General features: G+C 69.0%; 15 protein-coding genes. 1 reads left to right on the forward strand and 14 read right to left on the reverse strand.

Features of this window, described 5'->3' with window-relative positions:
* Nucleotides 1-93: 93 nt before the first annotated feature.
* The 10 genes from ABD164_RS05295 to ABD164_RS05340 form a co-directional block, all read right to left on the reverse strand.
* On the reverse strand, nt 94-1,899 hold the full coding sequence (locus ABD164_RS05295) for an amylo-alpha-1,6-glucosidase (RefSeq protein WP_344294180.1): 1,806 nt from the start codon (nt 1,897-1,899) through the stop codon (nt 94-96).
* A complete protein-coding gene (locus tag ABD164_RS05300; protein ID WP_344294182.1) occupies nt 1,896-2,846 on the reverse strand; it encodes a carbohydrate ABC transporter permease in 951 nt (316 codons plus the stop codon). Before ABD164_RS05300 ends, ABD164_RS05295 begins: the two co-directional genes overlap by 4 nt.
* Nucleotides 2,843-3,841, reverse strand: coding sequence for a carbohydrate ABC transporter permease (locus ABD164_RS05305; protein ID WP_344294184.1), 999 nt, complete (start codon nt 3,839-3,841; stop codon nt 2,843-2,845). The genes ABD164_RS05300 and ABD164_RS05305 overlap by 4 nt, the downstream gene beginning before the upstream one ends.
* A complete protein-coding gene (locus tag ABD164_RS05310; protein WP_344294186.1) occupies nt 3,838-5,136 on the reverse strand; it encodes an ABC transporter substrate-binding protein in 1,299 nt (432 codons plus the stop codon). Before ABD164_RS05310 ends, ABD164_RS05305 begins: the two co-directional genes overlap by 4 nt.
* Nucleotides 5,137-5,515: 379 nt before the next feature.
* The gene (locus tag ABD164_RS05315; RefSeq protein WP_425545908.1) at nt 5,516-6,136 is read right to left on the reverse strand and encodes an SGNH/GDSL hydrolase family protein; all 621 of its coding nucleotides are present in this window, start codon (nt 6,134-6,136) and stop codon (nt 5,516-5,518) included.
* Between the two features lie 157 nt (nt 6,137-6,293).
* On the reverse strand, nt 6,294-7,349 hold the full coding sequence (locus ABD164_RS05320) for an aspartate-semialdehyde dehydrogenase (RefSeq protein WP_344294189.1): 1,056 nt from the start codon (nt 7,347-7,349) through the stop codon (nt 6,294-6,296).
* Nucleotides 7,350-7,536: 187 nt separating this feature from the next.
* Complete coding sequence (locus ABD164_RS05325; protein WP_344294191.1) at nt 7,537-8,811, reverse strand: aspartate kinase; 1,275 nt, start codon at nt 8,809-8,811, stop codon at nt 7,537-7,539.
* Nucleotides 8,812-8,981: 170 nt separating this feature from the next.
* Complete coding sequence (locus ABD164_RS05330; RefSeq protein WP_344294193.1) at nt 8,982-9,347, reverse strand: YybH family protein; 366 nt, start codon at nt 9,345-9,347, stop codon at nt 8,982-8,984.
* A 392-nt stretch (nt 9,348-9,739) separates the two neighbouring features.
* Nucleotides 9,740-10,336: a recombination mediator RecR gene (recR, locus tag ABD164_RS05335; RefSeq protein ID WP_344294195.1), complete on the reverse strand. Its 597-nt coding sequence runs from the start codon at nt 10,334-10,336 to the stop codon at nt 9,740-9,742.
* Between the two features lie 3 nt (nt 10,337-10,339).
* A complete protein-coding gene (locus tag ABD164_RS05340; protein WP_344294197.1) occupies nt 10,340-12,613 on the reverse strand; it encodes a DNA polymerase III subunit gamma and tau in 2,274 nt (757 codons plus the stop codon).
* 76 nt (nt 12,614-12,689) lie between these two features.
* Between ABD164_RS05340 and ABD164_RS05345 the strand changes: the two genes are divergently transcribed.
* Entirely contained in the window at nt 12,690-13,064 is a 375-nt protein-coding gene (locus ABD164_RS05345; protein WP_344294199.1) for a TraR/DksA family transcriptional regulator, read from the forward strand.
* Between the two features lie 45 nt (nt 13,065-13,109).
* Here ABD164_RS05345 and ABD164_RS05350 read toward each other — a convergent pair whose 3' ends face one another.
* From ABD164_RS05350 to ABD164_RS05365, 4 genes are all read right to left on the reverse strand, one after another.
* Nucleotides 13,110-13,607: a hypothetical protein gene (locus ABD164_RS05350; protein ID WP_344294201.1), complete on the reverse strand. Its 498-nt coding sequence runs from the start codon at nt 13,605-13,607 to the stop codon at nt 13,110-13,112.
* 91 nt (nt 13,608-13,698) lie between these two features.
* Nucleotides 13,699-14,829: a fatty acid desaturase family protein gene (locus ABD164_RS05355; RefSeq protein WP_344294203.1), complete on the reverse strand. Its 1,131-nt coding sequence runs from the start codon at nt 14,827-14,829 to the stop codon at nt 13,699-13,701.
* A 78-nt stretch (nt 14,830-14,907) separates the two neighbouring features.
* Nucleotides 14,908-16,257: an MFS transporter gene (locus ABD164_RS05360; RefSeq protein WP_344294205.1), complete on the reverse strand. Its 1,350-nt coding sequence runs from the start codon at nt 16,255-16,257 to the stop codon at nt 14,908-14,910.
* Nucleotides 16,254-16,832 (reverse strand): ArsR/SmtB family transcription factor, encoded by a 579-nt coding sequence (locus ABD164_RS05365; protein ID WP_344294207.1) that lies wholly within the window; start codon nt 16,830-16,832, stop codon nt 16,254-16,256. The genes ABD164_RS05360 and ABD164_RS05365 overlap by 4 nt, the downstream gene beginning before the upstream one ends.
* Nucleotides 16,833-16,933: the final 101 nt, after the last annotated feature.

The raw sequence follows: 16,933 nt of genomic DNA on the forward strand, positions 1-16,933 counted from the left end.
CGAAGCGCCTCCCACGCTCGATACGCGCCCTCCTCCGTCGGGCGCTACTCGACCGACACGGGGGTCTCGATACGCGCGCTCCTTCGTCGGGCGCTACTCGACCGACGTAGTCTCGGACGAGAGCTCCACCGCGAGGTCGACGAACAGCGCCGCCGACCACCCGAAGGCCGTCGTCGCGGTCGCCGCCTTCTCGCCCGTGAGGGGGTTGAAGTACTCGTGCGGTCCGCCGCCGTGCATGACGAGGGCGACGGTGCGCTCGGCGAGGTCGCGCGCAAGCCCGATACGCCCCGACGCTCGCAGCCCTTCGACGACGAGCGCGTTCGTATTCACCCACACCGGCCCGCGCCACATGCGCTCAGGTGAGAAGTCGGGGTCATCGAGCGCCACGGTCGGCACCGCCCAGGCAGCCGCGAACCTGCGCTCGTCGGCGAGCGCGGCGACCAGCCGGTCGACGATCGCTTCGGGAAGGCTCCCAGTCAGGAGCGGCATCAAACCCACAACCGTGTCGCTCACGACCTCGGCGCCCGCGGCCCGCGCTGCGAACAGCCCGAGTTCGTCATCCCAGAGTTCCATCAACAGCCCGAACGTGCGCTCGGCGCGCAAGCGATGTGCTGCGGCATCCGCATCGCCGAAACAGTCGGCGAATCGCGCCAGCTCCAAGTCCTGCAACACCAGATACGCGCCGAGGTCGGGCGACGTCGTCGGCAGCGGGCCGTCGAAGATCGGACTGTCATCGAGCCCCGACGAATACGGATGTCCGTACTCGGGCAGACCGTCGCCGTCGAGGTCCGACGCCGCGAACCACCAGTCCTGCGAGCGGCGGATCGTCGCGAGCTGCCGGCGCCCCCACTCGTCGGCCGCCTCGACGTCGAGCACCTTCGCGAGCGCCCAAGCCGCGAGCGGCGGCTTGGTCAGCGGCACGGGCGCCGACGGATCGGCCACCGCCGAGCCGGCGCGGCGCAGGTTCTCGCGATCACCGGGAGGCAGGTCGTCACTCGTCGCGAGCACCCCGTGCTCGTGCACGACGTCGGGTAGTTGCCCGTCGCCGCTCGGGAACCGGAACGCGATCTCGAGTTGCTCGCGCGCGAGGGCGGGGTCGCCGTGCCGCAGGCCGACCGCGATGAAGTAGGCGTCCCACTGCCACAACCCGACATACCCGATCTTCGAGGGCACCACGGCGCGGGCGTTTCCGAGCGCCGGCAATTCGACGATGTTGGCTCCGAGCACCCACCAGCAGAAGGCGGTCATGGACTGCAGGTCGCTGCGCACAACGGGGCAGCGCGCGAACCAGTCGAGCCAGATCGCCTCGGTTGCCGCGAGGTCGGCGAGATGGGTGCCGGATGCCTCGTGCCGCACCATGCGGTCGGCGCCGATGTCGAGTCGCACCGCAGCGGTGTCGTCGTCGAGCTCGACCCGGGTGAGCACGCCGTCGGGCGTCGTCCACTCGACGGTCACGCCGGTCGACCCAGATCCGCCGGTCGAGGAGCGAGCGCCGGCGTGCGTATCGAGACCCTCGTCGCTGGTCTCGATACGCATCGCCTCCGGCGCCGCAACTCGACCGACGGTCAGCGCACCGGGTCCGGCGAACGTCAGGTCCACACCGCCGCCGAACTCGATCACGTGCGGGAGCACCCGGGTGATCGCGAGGGGTCCGCCCGACGCATCGCGAACGACGAGCGAGTCGAGCACGCGGCACTCTGCGAGCGTGCGCTCGTACTCCGAGGTGTGCACCCGCACGCCGTCGCCCTCGCGGAAGACGAGCACCCGCGAACGCGGCAGGGTGAACGGCGCCCGCACCAGGTCGAGGTGCTCGCCCGCGAGCGCCGCCAGAGTTGTGGCATCCGGGGTCTCGATACGGCGCTGCGCGCCTACTCGACCGACGGATTCGGCGGCGGTCATCGCCCGCCCAGGCCCGACGCGGCCATGCTGTTGAGGATCCGGCGCTGGCCGATGACGAACGCGATGAGCATCGGGATCGTCGCCACTGCCGACGCCGCCATGACCAACCCGTAGTTGATCGAGCCGAACTGTCCGCGGAAGCTCGACAGCAGCAGCGGCACCGTGAACAGGTCGGGCGAGTTCAGCAGCACGAGCGGGAACAGGAAGCTGTTCCACACATCGAGGGCGACGATGATGCTGAGCGCACCGAGGCCGGGTTTCAGGTTCGGCAGGATGACGCTCCAGAAGATGCGCCACCGCCCCGCACCGTCGACGATCGCGGCCTCCTCGAGCTCTTTCGGCAGCGACATCACGAACTGGCGCATCAGGAACACCGCGAAAGGGTTGACGAGCATCGCCGGCACGATCAGCGAGAGGTGCGAGTCGACCCATCCGAACTGCGCCATGAGCAGGTAGAACGGGATCAGTGTCACCTGCTTCGGAATCATCTGCGTCGCGAGGAAGACGACGAAGATCACCCGGCCGCCGCGGAACTTGATGCGCGCGAACGCGTAGCCCGCCATCGACGCCGTGAGCAGCGTGCCGACGATGGCCAGCACGGCGATGTAGATGCTGTTGAAGTACGCCTGTGCGAACGGCACGGCGTTCCACGCCTCGACGTAGTTGTCGAGCGTCCATGGGTCGGGCCAGAAGCTGAGCGGGTCCTGCAGCAGCTGCGGCAGGGTCTTCAGCGAGGTGAGGATCATCCAGAGGAACGGAAACACCATCGCGACGCCAGCCACGATGAGCGCGAGGTGCAGCACCGTGGCGTTCAGCCGCCGGCGGCCGCGGCCGGCACGGGTGCCGCCCGGAGTGCGCTCGAGGTCGGGCGCGACGATGGCGATCGTCGAGTCGGTCGGTGCTGAGGCCGCGTCGCGGGTCAGCGATGCGATCGGTTGGTTGGTCATGCTGCGTCGTCCTCGTAGTGCACGAACTTCTTCTGGGCGCCGAACTGCACAGCGGTGATCACGAGCGTGAGCAGCAACAGGATGACGGATGCCGCGCTGGCGGGCCCGAACTCGAACCGTCCGAAGCCGAGATCGTAGATGTGGTACACGATCGTGCGGGTCGCATTGTCGGGCCCGGCGTCGGCCGTGAGGATGAACACGACGTCGAACGTCTGCAGCGACGAGATGAACGCGACGATCGATGAGAAGAAGATGATCGGTGAGAGCAGGGGCATGCGGATGCTCCAGAACAGGCGTACGGCGCCGGCTCCGTCGATGCGTGCCGCCTCGATGACCGACGGCGATATGTTCTGCAGGCCCGCCAGGAAGATGATGACATTGAGGCCGAGTGCCGCCCAGATCGACACGATGCACACCGCGAGCAACGCGAGGCTCGGATCGCCGAGCCAGTCGGGCGGCGCGATGCCGAAGACGTTCGCGATCGTCTGGCTGAGCACGCCGTCGACACGGAACATCTGCTGCCAGATCATCGCAACTGCGACGGTGCTCGTCACCACGGGGGCGAAGAAGAGGATGAGGTACAGCGTGCGCGTCTTCAGCTTCTCGAGGGCCACCGCGATGACCACCGCGAGACCGAGGCCGATCGGCACGGTGATGAGTGCGATGAGCAGGGTGTTCACGATCGAGCGCAGCAGCAGCTCGTCTTGCAACTGCGCGGTGAAGTTCTCGAAGCCGACCCAAGTGAGCTCGGTGAGCCCGTTCCACGAGGCGAACGCCAGCACCATGCTCGCGACGAAGGGAAGCAGCACGAAGAGCGCCATGCCGACCACCTGCGGGGCGATGAAGATGTAGCCCCATCGGCGGTCGCGCCGCCGCCAGGCGGACTCCTTGCGGAGCCCGCCCGGCGTGGAAGGCGCGGGGGTCGCGGGCGACACGATCGACGCGACCGGGGCCGCAGTCGTGTCGCCCGACGTGTGCGTCATCTCCCCGCTCACTTACCTGTCTTCTCGGCCACGAGATCGGCGACCGCGTCGAGCGTGCCCTGCGCGTCGGCCTTGCCCTGGTAGAGCGCGAGGAACAGGTCGCTGATGTCGGTCGACAGGCCGGGCACGGCAGCCTCGCCCGGGTGGTTCGCGAACCCGATGTCCCGCATGTCGAGGAACGTCTGGGCGTGAGGCGGGACGCCGCCTTCGAGCACGACGTCGTCTGCGCCCTGGATCGACGGCACTGCATTGCCGCCGCCCTCGAGACGGAAGGTCTGACCCTCGGCGCTCAGGAACTCCGTCCAGAACGTGAAAGCGGCATCGCTTGCGTCGGTACGACCGTTGATCGCGAGGTACGAGGCAGCGACACCCGTGGGAGCCTCGGCGCCGTCGGGAGTGGGCCAGCGCACGATGTCGTAGGAATCCGTCACGCCGGCCGCTTCGATCGTGCCGATCGTGTAGCGGCCCTGTGAGAAGAATCCGGCCTTGTGGGTCACGAAGACGCTGTCGGCGCCGGCGCCCTCGGGCATCGTGTCGGCAACCACGAAAGTGCCGTCTTGGAAGTACTGGCCGAGCTCGTCGACAGCGGCGACCGTGGTCGGATCCTCGTTGCCGACGAAGGCGCCGGACTCGTCGTACGCGGTGCCGCCCTGCGACGAGACCCAGCTCCAATGGGTCGCCCAGTAGTTCCAGTACATGCTGCCGATGAGTCCGGCCGCGGCGAGCTTGTCGTTCATCTCGAGGAACTTCTCGGTCGTCCACTCGCCGCTCTCGGCGAGGGTGGCCGGATCCTCGGTGATGCCGGCGGCAGCGAGCGCCTCCTTGTCATACCAGAGCACGTCGGGATTCGAGTCGTTCGGGGCGGCATAGGTCTCGCCGTCCTTCTGGGCTGCGCCGAACAGACCGGGGAAGAAGTCGTCGGGCTTCGTCTGGCTCGCCTCGGACTCCATGAGCTCGTTCAGAGGCTGCAGAACGCCCGCGTCGACGAACTCGCCGATCTTGTCGTCGCCGACGTAGAAGACGTCGGGCGCGGTGTTGCTCGTGAGCTGCGCGAGCAGCTTCGAGTGGTAGTCGGAGTAGCTCGCGACGGGCTGCAGCTCGACCTTGATGTCGGGGTGGCGCTTCATGAACTCGTCGTTGAACTCCTCGAATCGCGTGAGCTCTTCGGGAGTTCCCCAGGTCGACCAGACGACGGTGCCACTGTCGGATGCACCTCCTCCCGCGCTGCATGCTGCCAGGCCGATCATCACGGCGCTCGCGGCTCCAACCGCGAGTAGGCGCCTCATCTTCGAGTTCGCGCGGGGCATTCCGCCACCTCTTTCGTCATTGCAGGGGCCCGGCCCAGGGACGGGAACGGGGGAATTCACTCGCTCGTATTCTGTATACAAAACTCAGAATCGTCAAGCCCGTACGGACACTTCGGCCGCCGGTCGAGTAGCGCGAGGCGCGTCCACGGCCGCCGGTCGAGTAGCGCGAAGCGCGTCCACGGCCGCCGGTCGAGTAGCGCGAAGCGCGTATCGAGACCCACCTCGAGGTCTCGATACGGCGCTGGCGCGCCTACTCGACCGGCGTGGCCTCACAGCGCGAAGCGCGTCTTCGGCCGCCGGACGAGTAGCGCGAAGCGCGTATCGAGACCCACCTCGAGGTCTCGATACGGCGCTGACGCGCCTACTCGACCGGCGGGCCTCACAGCCCCAACCGCGCGAGCTCCTCATCCATGCGACGGGCGATCTCCGCGTAGCCGTCGTCGTTCGGATGAATCATGTCGGCGGCCATCCACTCGGGATGCCCCTCGATCCACCTCGACGCGCCGTTGATGTAGTCGGCCCCGACGCGGTCGGCACCTGCCGCGACCCACCCGATGATCTGCTCGACCGACTCGGGCCGATCGTCCTGGTGCCAGAACGGTTCGACGACGACGAGCCGGGCATCGGGCAACTCGTCTCTGAAGCGGGCCAGGTCGGCGTCGATCGCAGCCTCGATGTCGCCGGCGGCATCAGGCGGCGCGAAGTTGTCGTTGAGCCCCATCGTCACGATCACGATGTCGGGCGCCGGGTCGTGCTCGACGATCTGGTCGACGAGGTCGCCTCCGGCGCCGGCGACGAACTCGCGGTTGATCACGAACCCGAGCCCGTCGACGCTCGGATTGAACTCGAACCAATCGCGGTCGACGCTCACGATCGACGACCAGCGCCGCTCCGGCGAGGTCGCCCCGGTGCCCCGCGTGTACGAGTCGCCGTAGAAGGCGACGACGGTCTGGCCCGTCGAGGGCGACGTCGCCTGCCCCGGCACGGAGGTCACCGGCATCGTGCATGCGGCGAACGCGAGGCATCCGATCGCGACCCATCCGATCGCGACGACAATCGCTGCCGTTCGCCGGATACCGCGAGAACGCACCGGTCACCTCCCGGTCTTGATACGCGTCCGGCTTCGCCGGCGCGACTCGACCAGCGAAAGCCCGCCGTTACACCCGCGCGGGCAACTTGGCCGCCACGAGCTCGGCGATCTGCACGGCGTTGAGCGCCGCGCCCTTGCGCAGGTTGTCGTTCGAGACGAAGAGCACGAGACCCGTTCCGTCGGGCGCCGACTGGTCTTGGCGGATGCGGCCGACGTAGCTCGGGTCGTTGCCCGCGGCCTGCAACGGCGTGGGCACATCGGAGAGCGCGACGCCCGGGGCATCCGACAGCAGTTCGGTGGCACGCTCGGGCGTGATCGGGTTCGCGAACTCGGCGTGGATCGACAGCGAGTGCCCCGTGAACACCGGCACGCGCACGCACGTGCCCGCGACCCGCAGGCCCGGCAGCTCGAGGATCTTGCGGCTCTCGTTGCGCAGCTTCTTCTCTTCGTCGGTCTCGAGGTCGCCGTCGTCGACGATCGAACCGGCGAGCGGGATCACGTCGAACGCGATCGGCCGCGGGAACTTCACCGGGTCGGGGAAGGTGACGGATGACCCGTCGTGCAGCAGGCCGATGGTGTCTTGCGCGATGGCGGCTCGCGCCTGCTCGAGCAGCTCTTCACCGCCCGCGAGGCCCGCGCCCGAGACCGCCTGGTATGTCGAGACCATGAGGCGCTCGAGGCCGGCCTCGTCGTGCAGCACCTTCAGCACGGGCATGGCCGCCATCGTGGTGCAGTTCGGGTTGGCGATGATGCCCTTGCGAGCCTCATCGATGGCGTGCGGGTTGACCTCGCTGACCACGAGCGGCACGTCGGGGTCCATGCGCCAGCCGCTGGAGTTGTCGATGACGGTGACGCCCGCGGCGGCGAAACGCGGCGCCTGCGCCTTCGAGGTCGTGGCGCCGGCCGAGAAGATCGCGATGTCGAGGCCCGTGGGGTCGGCCGTCGCGGCGTCTTCGACGACGACGTCATGGCCCTTCCACGGCAGCGTCGATCCGGCCGACCGGGCGCTCGCGAAGTAGCGGATGCTCGCCACCGGAAAGTCGCGCTCTTCGAGCAGCTTGCGCACGACCGCGCCGACCTGTCCGGTCGCGCCGACCACGCCGATGTTCACTCCGTCAACCATGGTGTTCCTCACTCTCCAGGCGGCTGCCGCGGCGTGCGGTTCGCCTGTACGTCTCTTCCAGTTTGCAGGACATCCGTCGGTTCGCAGGACGTTGCAAGGCCTCAGCATCCTGCAAAGGCAGGAATGTCCTGCAAACCGGCGGGTATTGGCGGGGCCTCGCGCCGGGGCATCCGCCCGTCTGCTGGACTCAGCGGCCGGTGCCGCCGTGCACGACCGCGTCGTCGTCGCCGTCGAGGTCGAACGCCGCGTGCACCGCGCGTGCGGCAGCGTGCACGCTGTCGGCGCGCGTGACGACCGAGATGCGGATCTCGCTCGTCGAGATCATCTCGATGTTGATGCCCGCGTCGTAGAGCGCCTCGAACAGGCCGGCCGACACGCCCGTCGCCGAGCGCATGGCGTTGCCGACGAGTGACAGCTTGCCGATCTGGTCGTCGTATTGCAGCGACAGGAAGCCGATCGCCTCCTGCTCGTGAGACAGCGCCGTGAGCGCTCGCTCACCGTCGGCCATCGGCAGCGTGAACGAGATGTCGGTGCGACCGGTCGACGCGGCCGACACGTTCTGCACGATCATGTCGACGTTGGCATTGGTCTTGGCGACGATCTTGAAGATCGCCGCGGCCACACCCGGCTTGTCGGGCACGCCGACGACCGTGATCTTGGCTTCGGAGAGGTCGACCGCGACTCCGGCGATGACGGACTCTTCCACAGTTGCTCCTTCGGGAAGACGCGAGGGGTCGTAGACGATCGTCCCCTCACTGTTGTTGAACGACGACCGCACGTGCAGGGTGACGCCGTGCCGGCGCGCGTACTCGACCGCGCGGATGTGCAGCACCTTGGCACCGGATGACGCGAGCTCGAGCATCTCTTCGGACGTGATGCGATCGAGCTTGCGGGCCCGCTTGACCACGCGAGGGTCGGCGGTGAACACGCCGTCGACGTCGGTGTAGATTTCGCAGACATCGGCCTCGAGCGCAGCGGCGAGCGCGACCGCCGTGGTGTCGCTGCCGCCGCGGCCGAGGGTGGTGATGTCGCGGGACTCGCGGCTGAAGCCCTGGAACCCCGCGACGATCACGACGGCGCCGTCGTCGAGCGCCTCACGGAGGCGCACCGGGGTGACCTCGACGATGCGGGCTGCGCCATGCGTGGCGTCGGTGATCATGCCGGCCTGGCTGCCGGTGAAGCTGCGGGCGTCGTGACCCATGCTCTTGATCGCCATCGCGAGCAGCGCCATCGAGATGCGCTCACCCGAGGTGAGCAGCATGTCGAGCTCGCGGGGCGCCGGAATCGGGGTGACCTCATGCGCGAGGTCGAGCAGTTCGTCGGTCGTGTCGCCCATGGCCGACACCGCGACGACCACGTCGTTGCCTGCCTTGCGGGTCTCGACGATGCGCTTGGCGACCCGCTTGATGCTCTCGGCGTCTGAGACGGACGACCCGCCGAACTTCTGCACGATCAAGCTCACATGGTCTCCTGGGGTGTACTGCCGGCGTCGGTTCCGAGCCCGGCGCCGGAAGTCCAATCATACGGCGGGGTGCATGTGGCGCCCTTCATGTGACGGCGGGCGACGGTGCGGGCGGGCGAGACTCGGTGCGACCCGGTTCCAGTGCGGGCGGGACTCGTTCGGGCCGGGTGTCAGTGGGGCCGGGGCATGTACCACTCGGTGTACTCGGTGGCGCGGCCGCTGGGGTCGAGGCGGATGATCCAGAGGTTCACGTAATCCCTGGTCGCCGGATACTCGGTGCGGCCCTGCACGACGACGAAGTTGCCGTCGGATGACTCGTCTTCGTGCAGCAGCTTCCAGTCGAACGCCCACGTGCCCGGGTCATCGAGGTCTTCGAGCCACCCCGCGACGATGGCTTCGCGCCCACGCCGCGGCTGCGCGTCGGGAGCCGTCAGGTACACCGCGTCATCGGTGAAGAGGGCCCCGATCTGCTTGGGATCGTTCGACTCCCACGCGGCCACGTATCCGGCCACCCATTTCGCGCCCGCGCTCACCATCTCCCCGTTCTAGTGCCGCCGCCCCGGTGCGTCAAGCATGCGGCCCGACACAGCACAGGATGAGAGTCCCCGGGCATCCGCTCAGCGGTATGCAGCGGTCTTTCGCCTGCGCGACTCCTGAAAACAAGGACACCCATATTCTGACACCCCGTTTCGGACACTCATTCTCCGCGTGAGACGGGCGTCCTTGTCCAAGATTGAACGGGCGTCACTGTGCAAGAGTTGAAGGGGCGTCCTTGTTTTCAGGAGTCGCTGGTCGAAGCGAATTCGTGGCGCACTCCATACGGGGTTCGCCCTGCAAAGTCGGTGCCGAAGTGGCGAAGTGGCGAAGTGGCGAAGTGGCGAAGTGCAAAGGTGCCAGGCATCCTCGGCCGACGCCGCCGCGCCCAGCTTCAGCCGACGACGCGGCGGCCCTCGAATGCACGGCCGAGGGTGACCTCGTCGGCGTACTCGAGGTCGCCGCCGACGGGCAGGCCCGAGGCGAGGCGGGTGACGCGGATCTCGAGGGTGGTCAGCAGCCGGCTGAGGTAGGTGGCTGTCGCCTCGCCCTCGAGGTTCGGGTCGGTGGCGATGATGACCTCGGTGACGGTGCCGTCGGCGAGCCGCTGCATGAGTTGGCGGATGCGCAGCTCGTCGGGTCCGATGCCGTCGATGGGGCTGATCGCGCCGCCGAGCACGTGGTAGAGCCCACGGAACTCACGAGTGCGCTCGATGGCCACGACGTCTTTGGCCTCTTCGACGACGCAGATGAGCGCCGGGTCGCGTCGCGGGTCGCGGCAGATCGAGCACGTCGACTGCTCGGAGACGTTGCCGCAGATCTCGCAGAACCGCACCTTGTCGCGGATCTGCAGCAGGATCTCGGCGAGCCGGCTGACATCGAAGTGCTCGGTCTGCACGATGTGGAACGCGATGCGCTGCGCCGACTTCGGCCCGATGCCCGGCAGGCGGCCCAACTCGTCGATGAGCTCCTGAACGATGCCTTCGTACACGGGCTAGCCACGCTCCCCGAAGCCGGTGCGGGCCGGCGGCGTCTCGGTCTCTTCGATGAACGTCGCGCCGAGCACCTCACGCACGACGGCCTCGCCGTAGCGCTGGATGCCACCGTCGGTCGCCGTCGCGGTCGCCCTCGCCGGGGCGCGGCGCGCCTTCGCGGGAGCGGCCTTCGCCGGAGCGGTGTTCGCCGGTGCGGCGTTCGTCGCCGCTGCCGTCGCACTCGGCGGCACGGATGCCTCGACCACGACCCCGGGCTCGGGACCCGGGTCGAACGGCGGCTCGGCATCTTCTGGCGGCGCGTCGCGCTCGTCGATGGGCGGTGCATCGTCGGGTGCCTCGGGCACGACCTGCCGCTCGGCGAGCATGGTCGCAGCGCGCGGACGTGAATCGGCCTCGCGGCCGGCCTCGCCCGCGGGAGCGGGGTCTGTCGGGATCGCGACCGTCGCCCAGGAGTCGACCGGGGCGCCAGGCGCCTCGGGGGCGGCGATCTTCGAAGCCCCGGCCTCGGGGGCGGCGGCCCTCGGGGCAGGGGCGCTCGGGGCAGGGGCGCTCGGCGAGCCGGTCGGCTGCATCGACGGGCTCTCGACTGCAGCGGACCCACTGTCGGCCACGGGCGCACTCCCCTGCGGCGGCGCTGCGCTCTCGCTCGCACCCGGGCTCGGCGCGGCGTTGGCGCCGATGACGCGCGGCAGGAACTTGACCGTGACGCCGAGCACGTCGTGGATCGCGGTGCGCAGCAGTTCGGCCGAGTTCTGGCTGCCGGTGCCCGACCGCAGGCCCTGCACATCGCTCGGGCCGGCGAAGCCGAGCACGAGCACGTCGTCATCGGCGCGATACTCGAGTACCTGGGCCGAGAGCGCCGCCATCCATGCGGTGCGCTTGGTGCGCTGCAGCGACGCGAGCACCTCGGGCCAGGCGTCGCGGATCTGCTGCAGGGTGATCGGGCCAACGGACATCGGCGGTCGAGCGGCGGGAGTATCGGCCACCGTCGGTGGAGTAGTCGGCGCAGCCGGCGTATCGATACCAACCGAAGTTTCGCGATCGACCGGGGGCTCGATACGCTCCTTCGTCGCTACTCGACCGACCGATGGCTCTGTCGCCACTCGACCACCGGCGACCTGCCGCTCGAGCTGCTCGACCCTGGCGAGCGCGCCGCGCTCGGAGTCGTCTGCACCGGGCACGAGCACCCGGGCGAGCATGAGCTCGAGGTGTAGGCGCGGCGAGGTGGCCCCGGTCATCTCGGTGAGGGTCTGGTTGACGAGGTCGGCCACCCGCGACAGCTCGGCCGAGCCGAATGCGCCGGCCTGCACGGCCATGCGGGCGAGCTCGTCTTCGGGCACCCCGCGCAGCACGGCTGCAGCCGCCGCGGGCGAGGAGGCCGCGACGACGATGAGGTCGCGAAGCCGCTCGAGCAGGTCTTCGACGAACCTCCGCGGGTCTTGCCCGGTCTGCACCACACGGTCGGCCGCGGCGAACGCCCCCGCCGCATCGCGTGCGCCGATGGCGTCGACGACCTCGTCGAGCAGCGCGCCGTGGGTGTAGCCGAGCAGCGCCACTGCGCGTTCGTAGTCGATGGTCGTGCCTTCTGACCCGGCGATGAGCTGGTCGAGCAGCGACAGCGTGTCTCGCGGCGAGCCGCCACCCGCCCGCACGACGAGCGCGAGCACCCCGGGCTCGACCGCGATTCCCTCTTCGGCGCACAGCTGCTGCACGTACTCGAGCATCGGCGCGGGCGGCACCAGCCGGAACGGGTAGTGGTGCGTGCGCGAACGGATCGTGCCGAGCACCTTGTCGGGCTCGGTCGTGGCGAAGATGAACTTCACGTGCTCGGGCGGCTCTTCGACGATCTTGAGCAGCGCGTTGAACCCGCCCGACGTGACCATGTGCGCCTCGTCGATGATGAAGATCTTGTAGCGATCGCGTGCCGGCGCGAAGATCGCCCGCTCGCGCAGGTCACGCGCGTCGTCGACGCCACCGTGGCTCGCCGCGTCGATCTCGACCACGTCGAGCGACCCGCCCCCGCCACGCGACAGCTCGACGCAGCTGGGACACACGCCGCACGGGTCATCGGTCGGGCCCTCGACGCAGTTCAGGCAACGCGCGAGAATACGTGCCGACGTGGTCTTTCCACACCCGCGCGGACCACTGAACAGGTACGCGTGATTGACGCGATCGGTACGGAGCGCCGTCATCAGCGGCTCGGTTACCTGGGACTGGCCGATCATCTCGGCGAACGTCTCTGGCCGGTAGCGGCGGTATAGGGCGGTGACCACGCATCAATCGTAGTTGCCGCGTCCGACACTGCATCGGATGCCTCGTGGCGTACGATGCTCGGACGGAAGGAGCGTGATGACGGTGACGAAGATGACTCCGGCACAGCTCGAACGGTTCACGGCGCGATTGCTCGCCGAGCGCGCCGACGCCGAGGAGCGGCACGTCGAGTTCGACGACGCGATGACCGAGGTGCGGGCCGCCCGCGCAGGCGCCACCGCCGACGACGAGCACGACCCAGAGGGCCCGACGATGACGCAGGAGTGGTCGCAGCGCACCGCCGTGCTCGCCGATGTCAACGGCGAGCTCGCCGACATCGACCGCGCGCTTGCTCGCATCGCCGACGGCACATACGGGGTGTGCGCCCGCTGTGGCAAGCGCATCACGGTTGCGCGCCTCGACGCCCGGCCCACCGCGACGCTCTGCATCGACTGCGCGCGCCTCGCGCGCTGAGGGGCTCCGTAGAGTACATACCCGTCGAAGGCATCGCCACTCGGGTCACGCGTCGGCGTGCGTGCGATCCGTCGATTCGACCATGAAGCGCCATGCCAGGGCGTGTGCCAAGGCGATCAGCACGATCAGCAGCAGTGCCTCGACCTGGATCGGCCGAAGGCCGAGCCCCCCGACGAGCTCGGGCGCGAGGCCGAGCACGGCGATCACCGCGTAGACCACGCCGGCGGCCGCCTGGGTGGCCACGACCGACCAGGTCTGCCGGTCGGCGCGAGCCTGGGCGAGCAACACGATCATCGAGACACCGCCCACGAGCGCGATGACGACGAACGATGCCCGCCAGATGACTGGCGACTCCGTGCCGCCCACCTGCGCGAAGAGCCCCATGAGGGCCGGCAGGAAGAACGAGAGGTACACGCCGCCGATCGCGCGGCGCATCGCAGGATTCCGGCCCCAGCCGGGCCGATTGTGCACCACGTTCCACCAGAGGCCGGTGAGCGTGAAGCAGGTCGCCGAGAACAACGCATAGAACGTGTTGATATCCACGCGCCAAACCTACGGGCGACGGCTCGGCGCGCCGCGTCGTTTCGAGCCGTGTCTGCGGTATCCGTGACCAGACGACGCGGCGGCATCGACCTCAGTCGCGGCGGCGGTACGAGTTGATCATGGGGCAGTCGAACGGGTCACGTGCGGCGAGCCCCACTCGGTTGAGATACGCGATGACGATCGCGTACGACTCGATGAGCCCGGTCTCGGTGTAGCGCACATCGTTCTCGCGGCAGTACTCGCGCACGATCTGCTGCGTGCGCGCCAGCGCGGGCCGCGCCATGCTCGGGAACAAGTGGTGCTCGATCTGGTAGTTGAGGCCGCCCATGAGCGAGTCGAAGAACCGTCCGCCGCGGATGTTGCGGCTGGTAAGCACCTGGCGTTCGAGGAAATCGACGCGCTCACCGCGCGGGATGAGCGGCATGCCCTTGTGGTTGGGCGCGAACGAGGCACCCATGTAGACGCCGAACACCGCGAGTTGCACGAACAGGAACACGACGGCCAGCAGTGGGGGGAAGGCCACGAACACGAGCGCCACGACGGCGACGAGGCGAACGGCGATGAGCGTGACCTCGAGCGGGCGGCGCTTGACCGTGCCCTTTCCGAGTACGTGACGGATGCCGTGCACGTGCAGGTTGATGCCTTCGAGCATCAGGAGCGGGAAGAAGAGGTACCCCTGCTTCCGCGTGATCAGCCGGAGGAGACCGCTGCGCTGAGCGGCGTCCTCTTCGAGGAACGAGATCGTGTCCTTCTCGATGTCGGGGTCCCTGCCGATGACGTTGGGATTGCCGTGATGGCGCGTGTGCTTGTTCATCCACCAGCTGTAGCTGATGCCCACCACGAGGTTGGCGAGGAGAAGGCCCGCCCAATCGTTCGCCGGCCCCGATCGGAAGACCTGGCGGTGCGACGCCTCGTGCGCCATGAACGCGAACTGGGTGAAGACGACGCCGAGCACTCCCGCGATGACGAGTTGCCACCACGAGTCGCCGATGAGAACGGATGCCGCAACCGACACGCCGAGCACGACCGCCCAGAGCAGGGCCTTGCGCGCATAGAAGCCCACGTACCGGTCGAGCAGGCCCTCGGCCTTGATCTGACGTGTGAGCTGCGCGAACCCGCTCTGCGCCGGATCGACGGCTTCTCGACGGCGTCCCGCCGTTCGGATCACGGGCGACATGGTGCCCTGGGCACCGTCGGGGCGTTCTACGACCAGCAGGCTCATCGTGCGAGCGTAGGAAGCCGTCGGGGCGTCTCACATCACCCCGCTGAGCCATTTCGACCCCCTACCCCGGTAGGGGTGTCAGTCGGCTCTGGCGCCGCGTGCGGCCGCGAGTCCCCCGAACGAGCGCAGGTACAGCGGGCTCGATCCGAGCGCGATGTACAGCAGTCCGCACGCGACGAGCGTCGGCACGAGCCCGACCTGCTGGGCCGCGAACCCGCCGAGGAACGCGCCGAGCGGCATCGTCGCCGCCACCCCGGCCGTCGTGGCGCCGAACACGCGCGCCCGCATGCCGTTCGGGACGAGGCCGTACATCGCCGTCGAGATCATCGGGTTCAGCGCCCCGGCCGCGAGCCCCGACGCAGCGAGCACCGGCAACAGTACCGCCACCGGCGCGCCGGCTGCCATCGCGAGGTACGGCGGCGCGCCCGCCAGTACGAAGCAGGTCGCGAACATCACCCGCCCCGAGAACCGATGGCCCACGACCCCGAACAGCGCCGAACCTGAGAGGGCGCCCGCGGCGAAGCATCCGACCATGAAACCCAGCAGCGCCGGATCGCCGAGCACCTCGGTCGCGTACAGCGGCTTCAGCACCATCATGCCCGCGGCGTCGATCGCGTTCGTGAGCGTCACGAGCACCACGATCGCGCGCAGCAGCGGCGAGGTCACGACGAACCTGATGCCGGCGACGAAGCCGCGGCCCGGGGCATCCGATTGTTCGTGCGCGCCGTCGATTTCGAGCGAATCGGATGCCGCGACCCGGCGTGGCACGAAACACAGCACCAGCAGCGCAGAGATGAGGAACCCGCCCGCGTCGACCACGAGCGCCGGCATCGGGCCGAGCAGCGCGACCAGGGCACCCGCCGCCCCCGCACCCACCATCATCGCGGTGCGCTGCACGGCCGACTGGGCTCCGGCGGCGCGGGCGATCGGCGTGCGGGCGAGCGCCGCGAGGTCGGGCGTGATCGAGGTCTTCGCGGTATCGCCCGGAGGGTCGAGCAGCCCGCCGAGGAACACGAGCGCGAGCAGGGCGCCGAACGGCAGGCCGATCGTGGCGTGCAGCACCGGGATCGCCAGCACGGTGAGCGCGCTCGCGACGTCGGCGACGATGCTCGACGCGCGGTAGCCGAAGCGGTCGACGAGCACGCCGCCGAAGGCTCCGCCGATGACGAGCGGCACCGTGGCGAAGACGCCGACGACGCCTGCGGCCAGCGCGGATCCGGTCTGGGTCAGGGCGATGATCGGGATCGCCACGAGCGCGATCGCATTGCCGCCGAGCGAGAAGAAGGCCGCGGTGAGGTTCGCGATGAGCGGCAGGCGGCGGCGCGGCCCGGTCGGTCGAGGTGGACGCGCAGCGCCCGTATCGAGACCACCAGCCGCGTCGAGTGCGATGTCGGATGTCGCGGCGTCGGTCTTCGTGGCGCCGGTCACGAGCCGCTCCGCGGGAAGGTGTGCGTGATCCAGCGCACGAGCTTCGTGCCCTCTCGTGGCTCGCGCCCGCGGCCCCACCACTTCTCACGCACCGCTGCGAGGTCGGCGTCGAGCTCGCGGAACTCGTCGAGGGTGAGGTGCGCGGCGCCGTCGCTCGAGTCGGACGCCGCCACCCACTCGGGCTCGAGGTCGATCTCGGCGTTCAGCGCGTCGACGAGCTCGCGGTGATACGAGTCGAGCACGGTTCGGCGCATGGCCTCGGCGGCCTCGCGCCGCTCGGGGTCGCCGATGAACTCCTCGTTGCGCATGGTCGTCATCTCGTGTGCGGCGCGCCACCAGCGCTCGCGGCCGTCGCGCTCGAACTCGGGCGCCGGCACCACGAAGCCGTGCTTCGCGAGGGTCGAGAGGTGGTAGCTCACTGATCCCGAGGCCACTCCGGTGGCTTCGGCCAGCATGCCGACCGACTGGGGGCCGCCGCTGCGGAGCAGTCCCAGCATGCGCAGCCGCAGCGGGTGCGCGAGCGCCCGCATGGGCCCCGCGTCGTGCAGGTCGATGGAGTTTCTGGATTCCGCCATGCGTTCATGCTAGTTCCACAAGGCTTCTTGCACAACTGTTCTTGCGCAATATCTCTTGCCGATATCCGTGCGCCGAGTGCACTCTCGGCCGGGATCAGGCA

Origin of the sequence: Agromyces neolithicus (assembly GCF_039529735.1) — a bacterium.
Classification (GTDB): domain Bacteria; phylum Actinomycetota; class Actinomycetes; order Actinomycetales; family Microbacteriaceae; genus Agromyces; species Agromyces neolithicus.

Excerpts from the sequence above, each read along its gene's own strand:
- ABD164_RS05295 (WP_344294180.1), bottom strand. The coding sequence starts at position 1,899 with ATGACCGCCGCCGAATCCGTCGGTCGAGTAGGCGCGCAGCGCCGTATC.
- ABD164_RS05300 (WP_344294182.1), bottom strand. The coding sequence starts at position 2,846 with ATGACCAACCAACCGATCGCATCGCTGACCCGCGACGCGGCCTCAGCA.
- ABD164_RS05310 (WP_344294186.1), bottom strand. The coding sequence starts at position 5,136 with ATGCCCCGCGCGAACTCGAAGATGAGGCGCCTACTCGCGGTTGGAGCC.
- ABD164_RS05315 (WP_425545908.1), bottom strand. The coding sequence starts at position 6,136 with ATGCCGGTGACCTCCGTGCCGGGGCAGGCGACGTCGCCCTCGACGGGC.
- ABD164_RS05320 (WP_344294189.1), bottom strand. The coding sequence starts at position 7,349 with ATGGTTGACGGAGTGAACATCGGCGTGGTCGGCGCGACCGGACAGGTC.
- ABD164_RS05330 (WP_344294193.1), bottom strand. The coding sequence starts at position 9,347 with ATGGTGAGCGCGGGCGCGAAATGGGTGGCCGGATACGTGGCCGCGTGG.
- ABD164_RS05345 (WP_344294199.1), top strand. The coding sequence starts at position 12,690 with ATGACGGTGACGAAGATGACTCCGGCACAGCTCGAACGGTTCACGGCG.
- ABD164_RS05355 (WP_344294203.1), bottom strand. The coding sequence starts at position 14,829 with ATGAGCCTGCTGGTCGTAGAACGCCCCGACGGTGCCCAGGGCACCATG.
- ABD164_RS05365 (WP_344294207.1), bottom strand. The coding sequence starts at position 16,832 with ATGGCGGAATCCAGAAACTCCATCGACCTGCACGACGCGGGGCCCATG.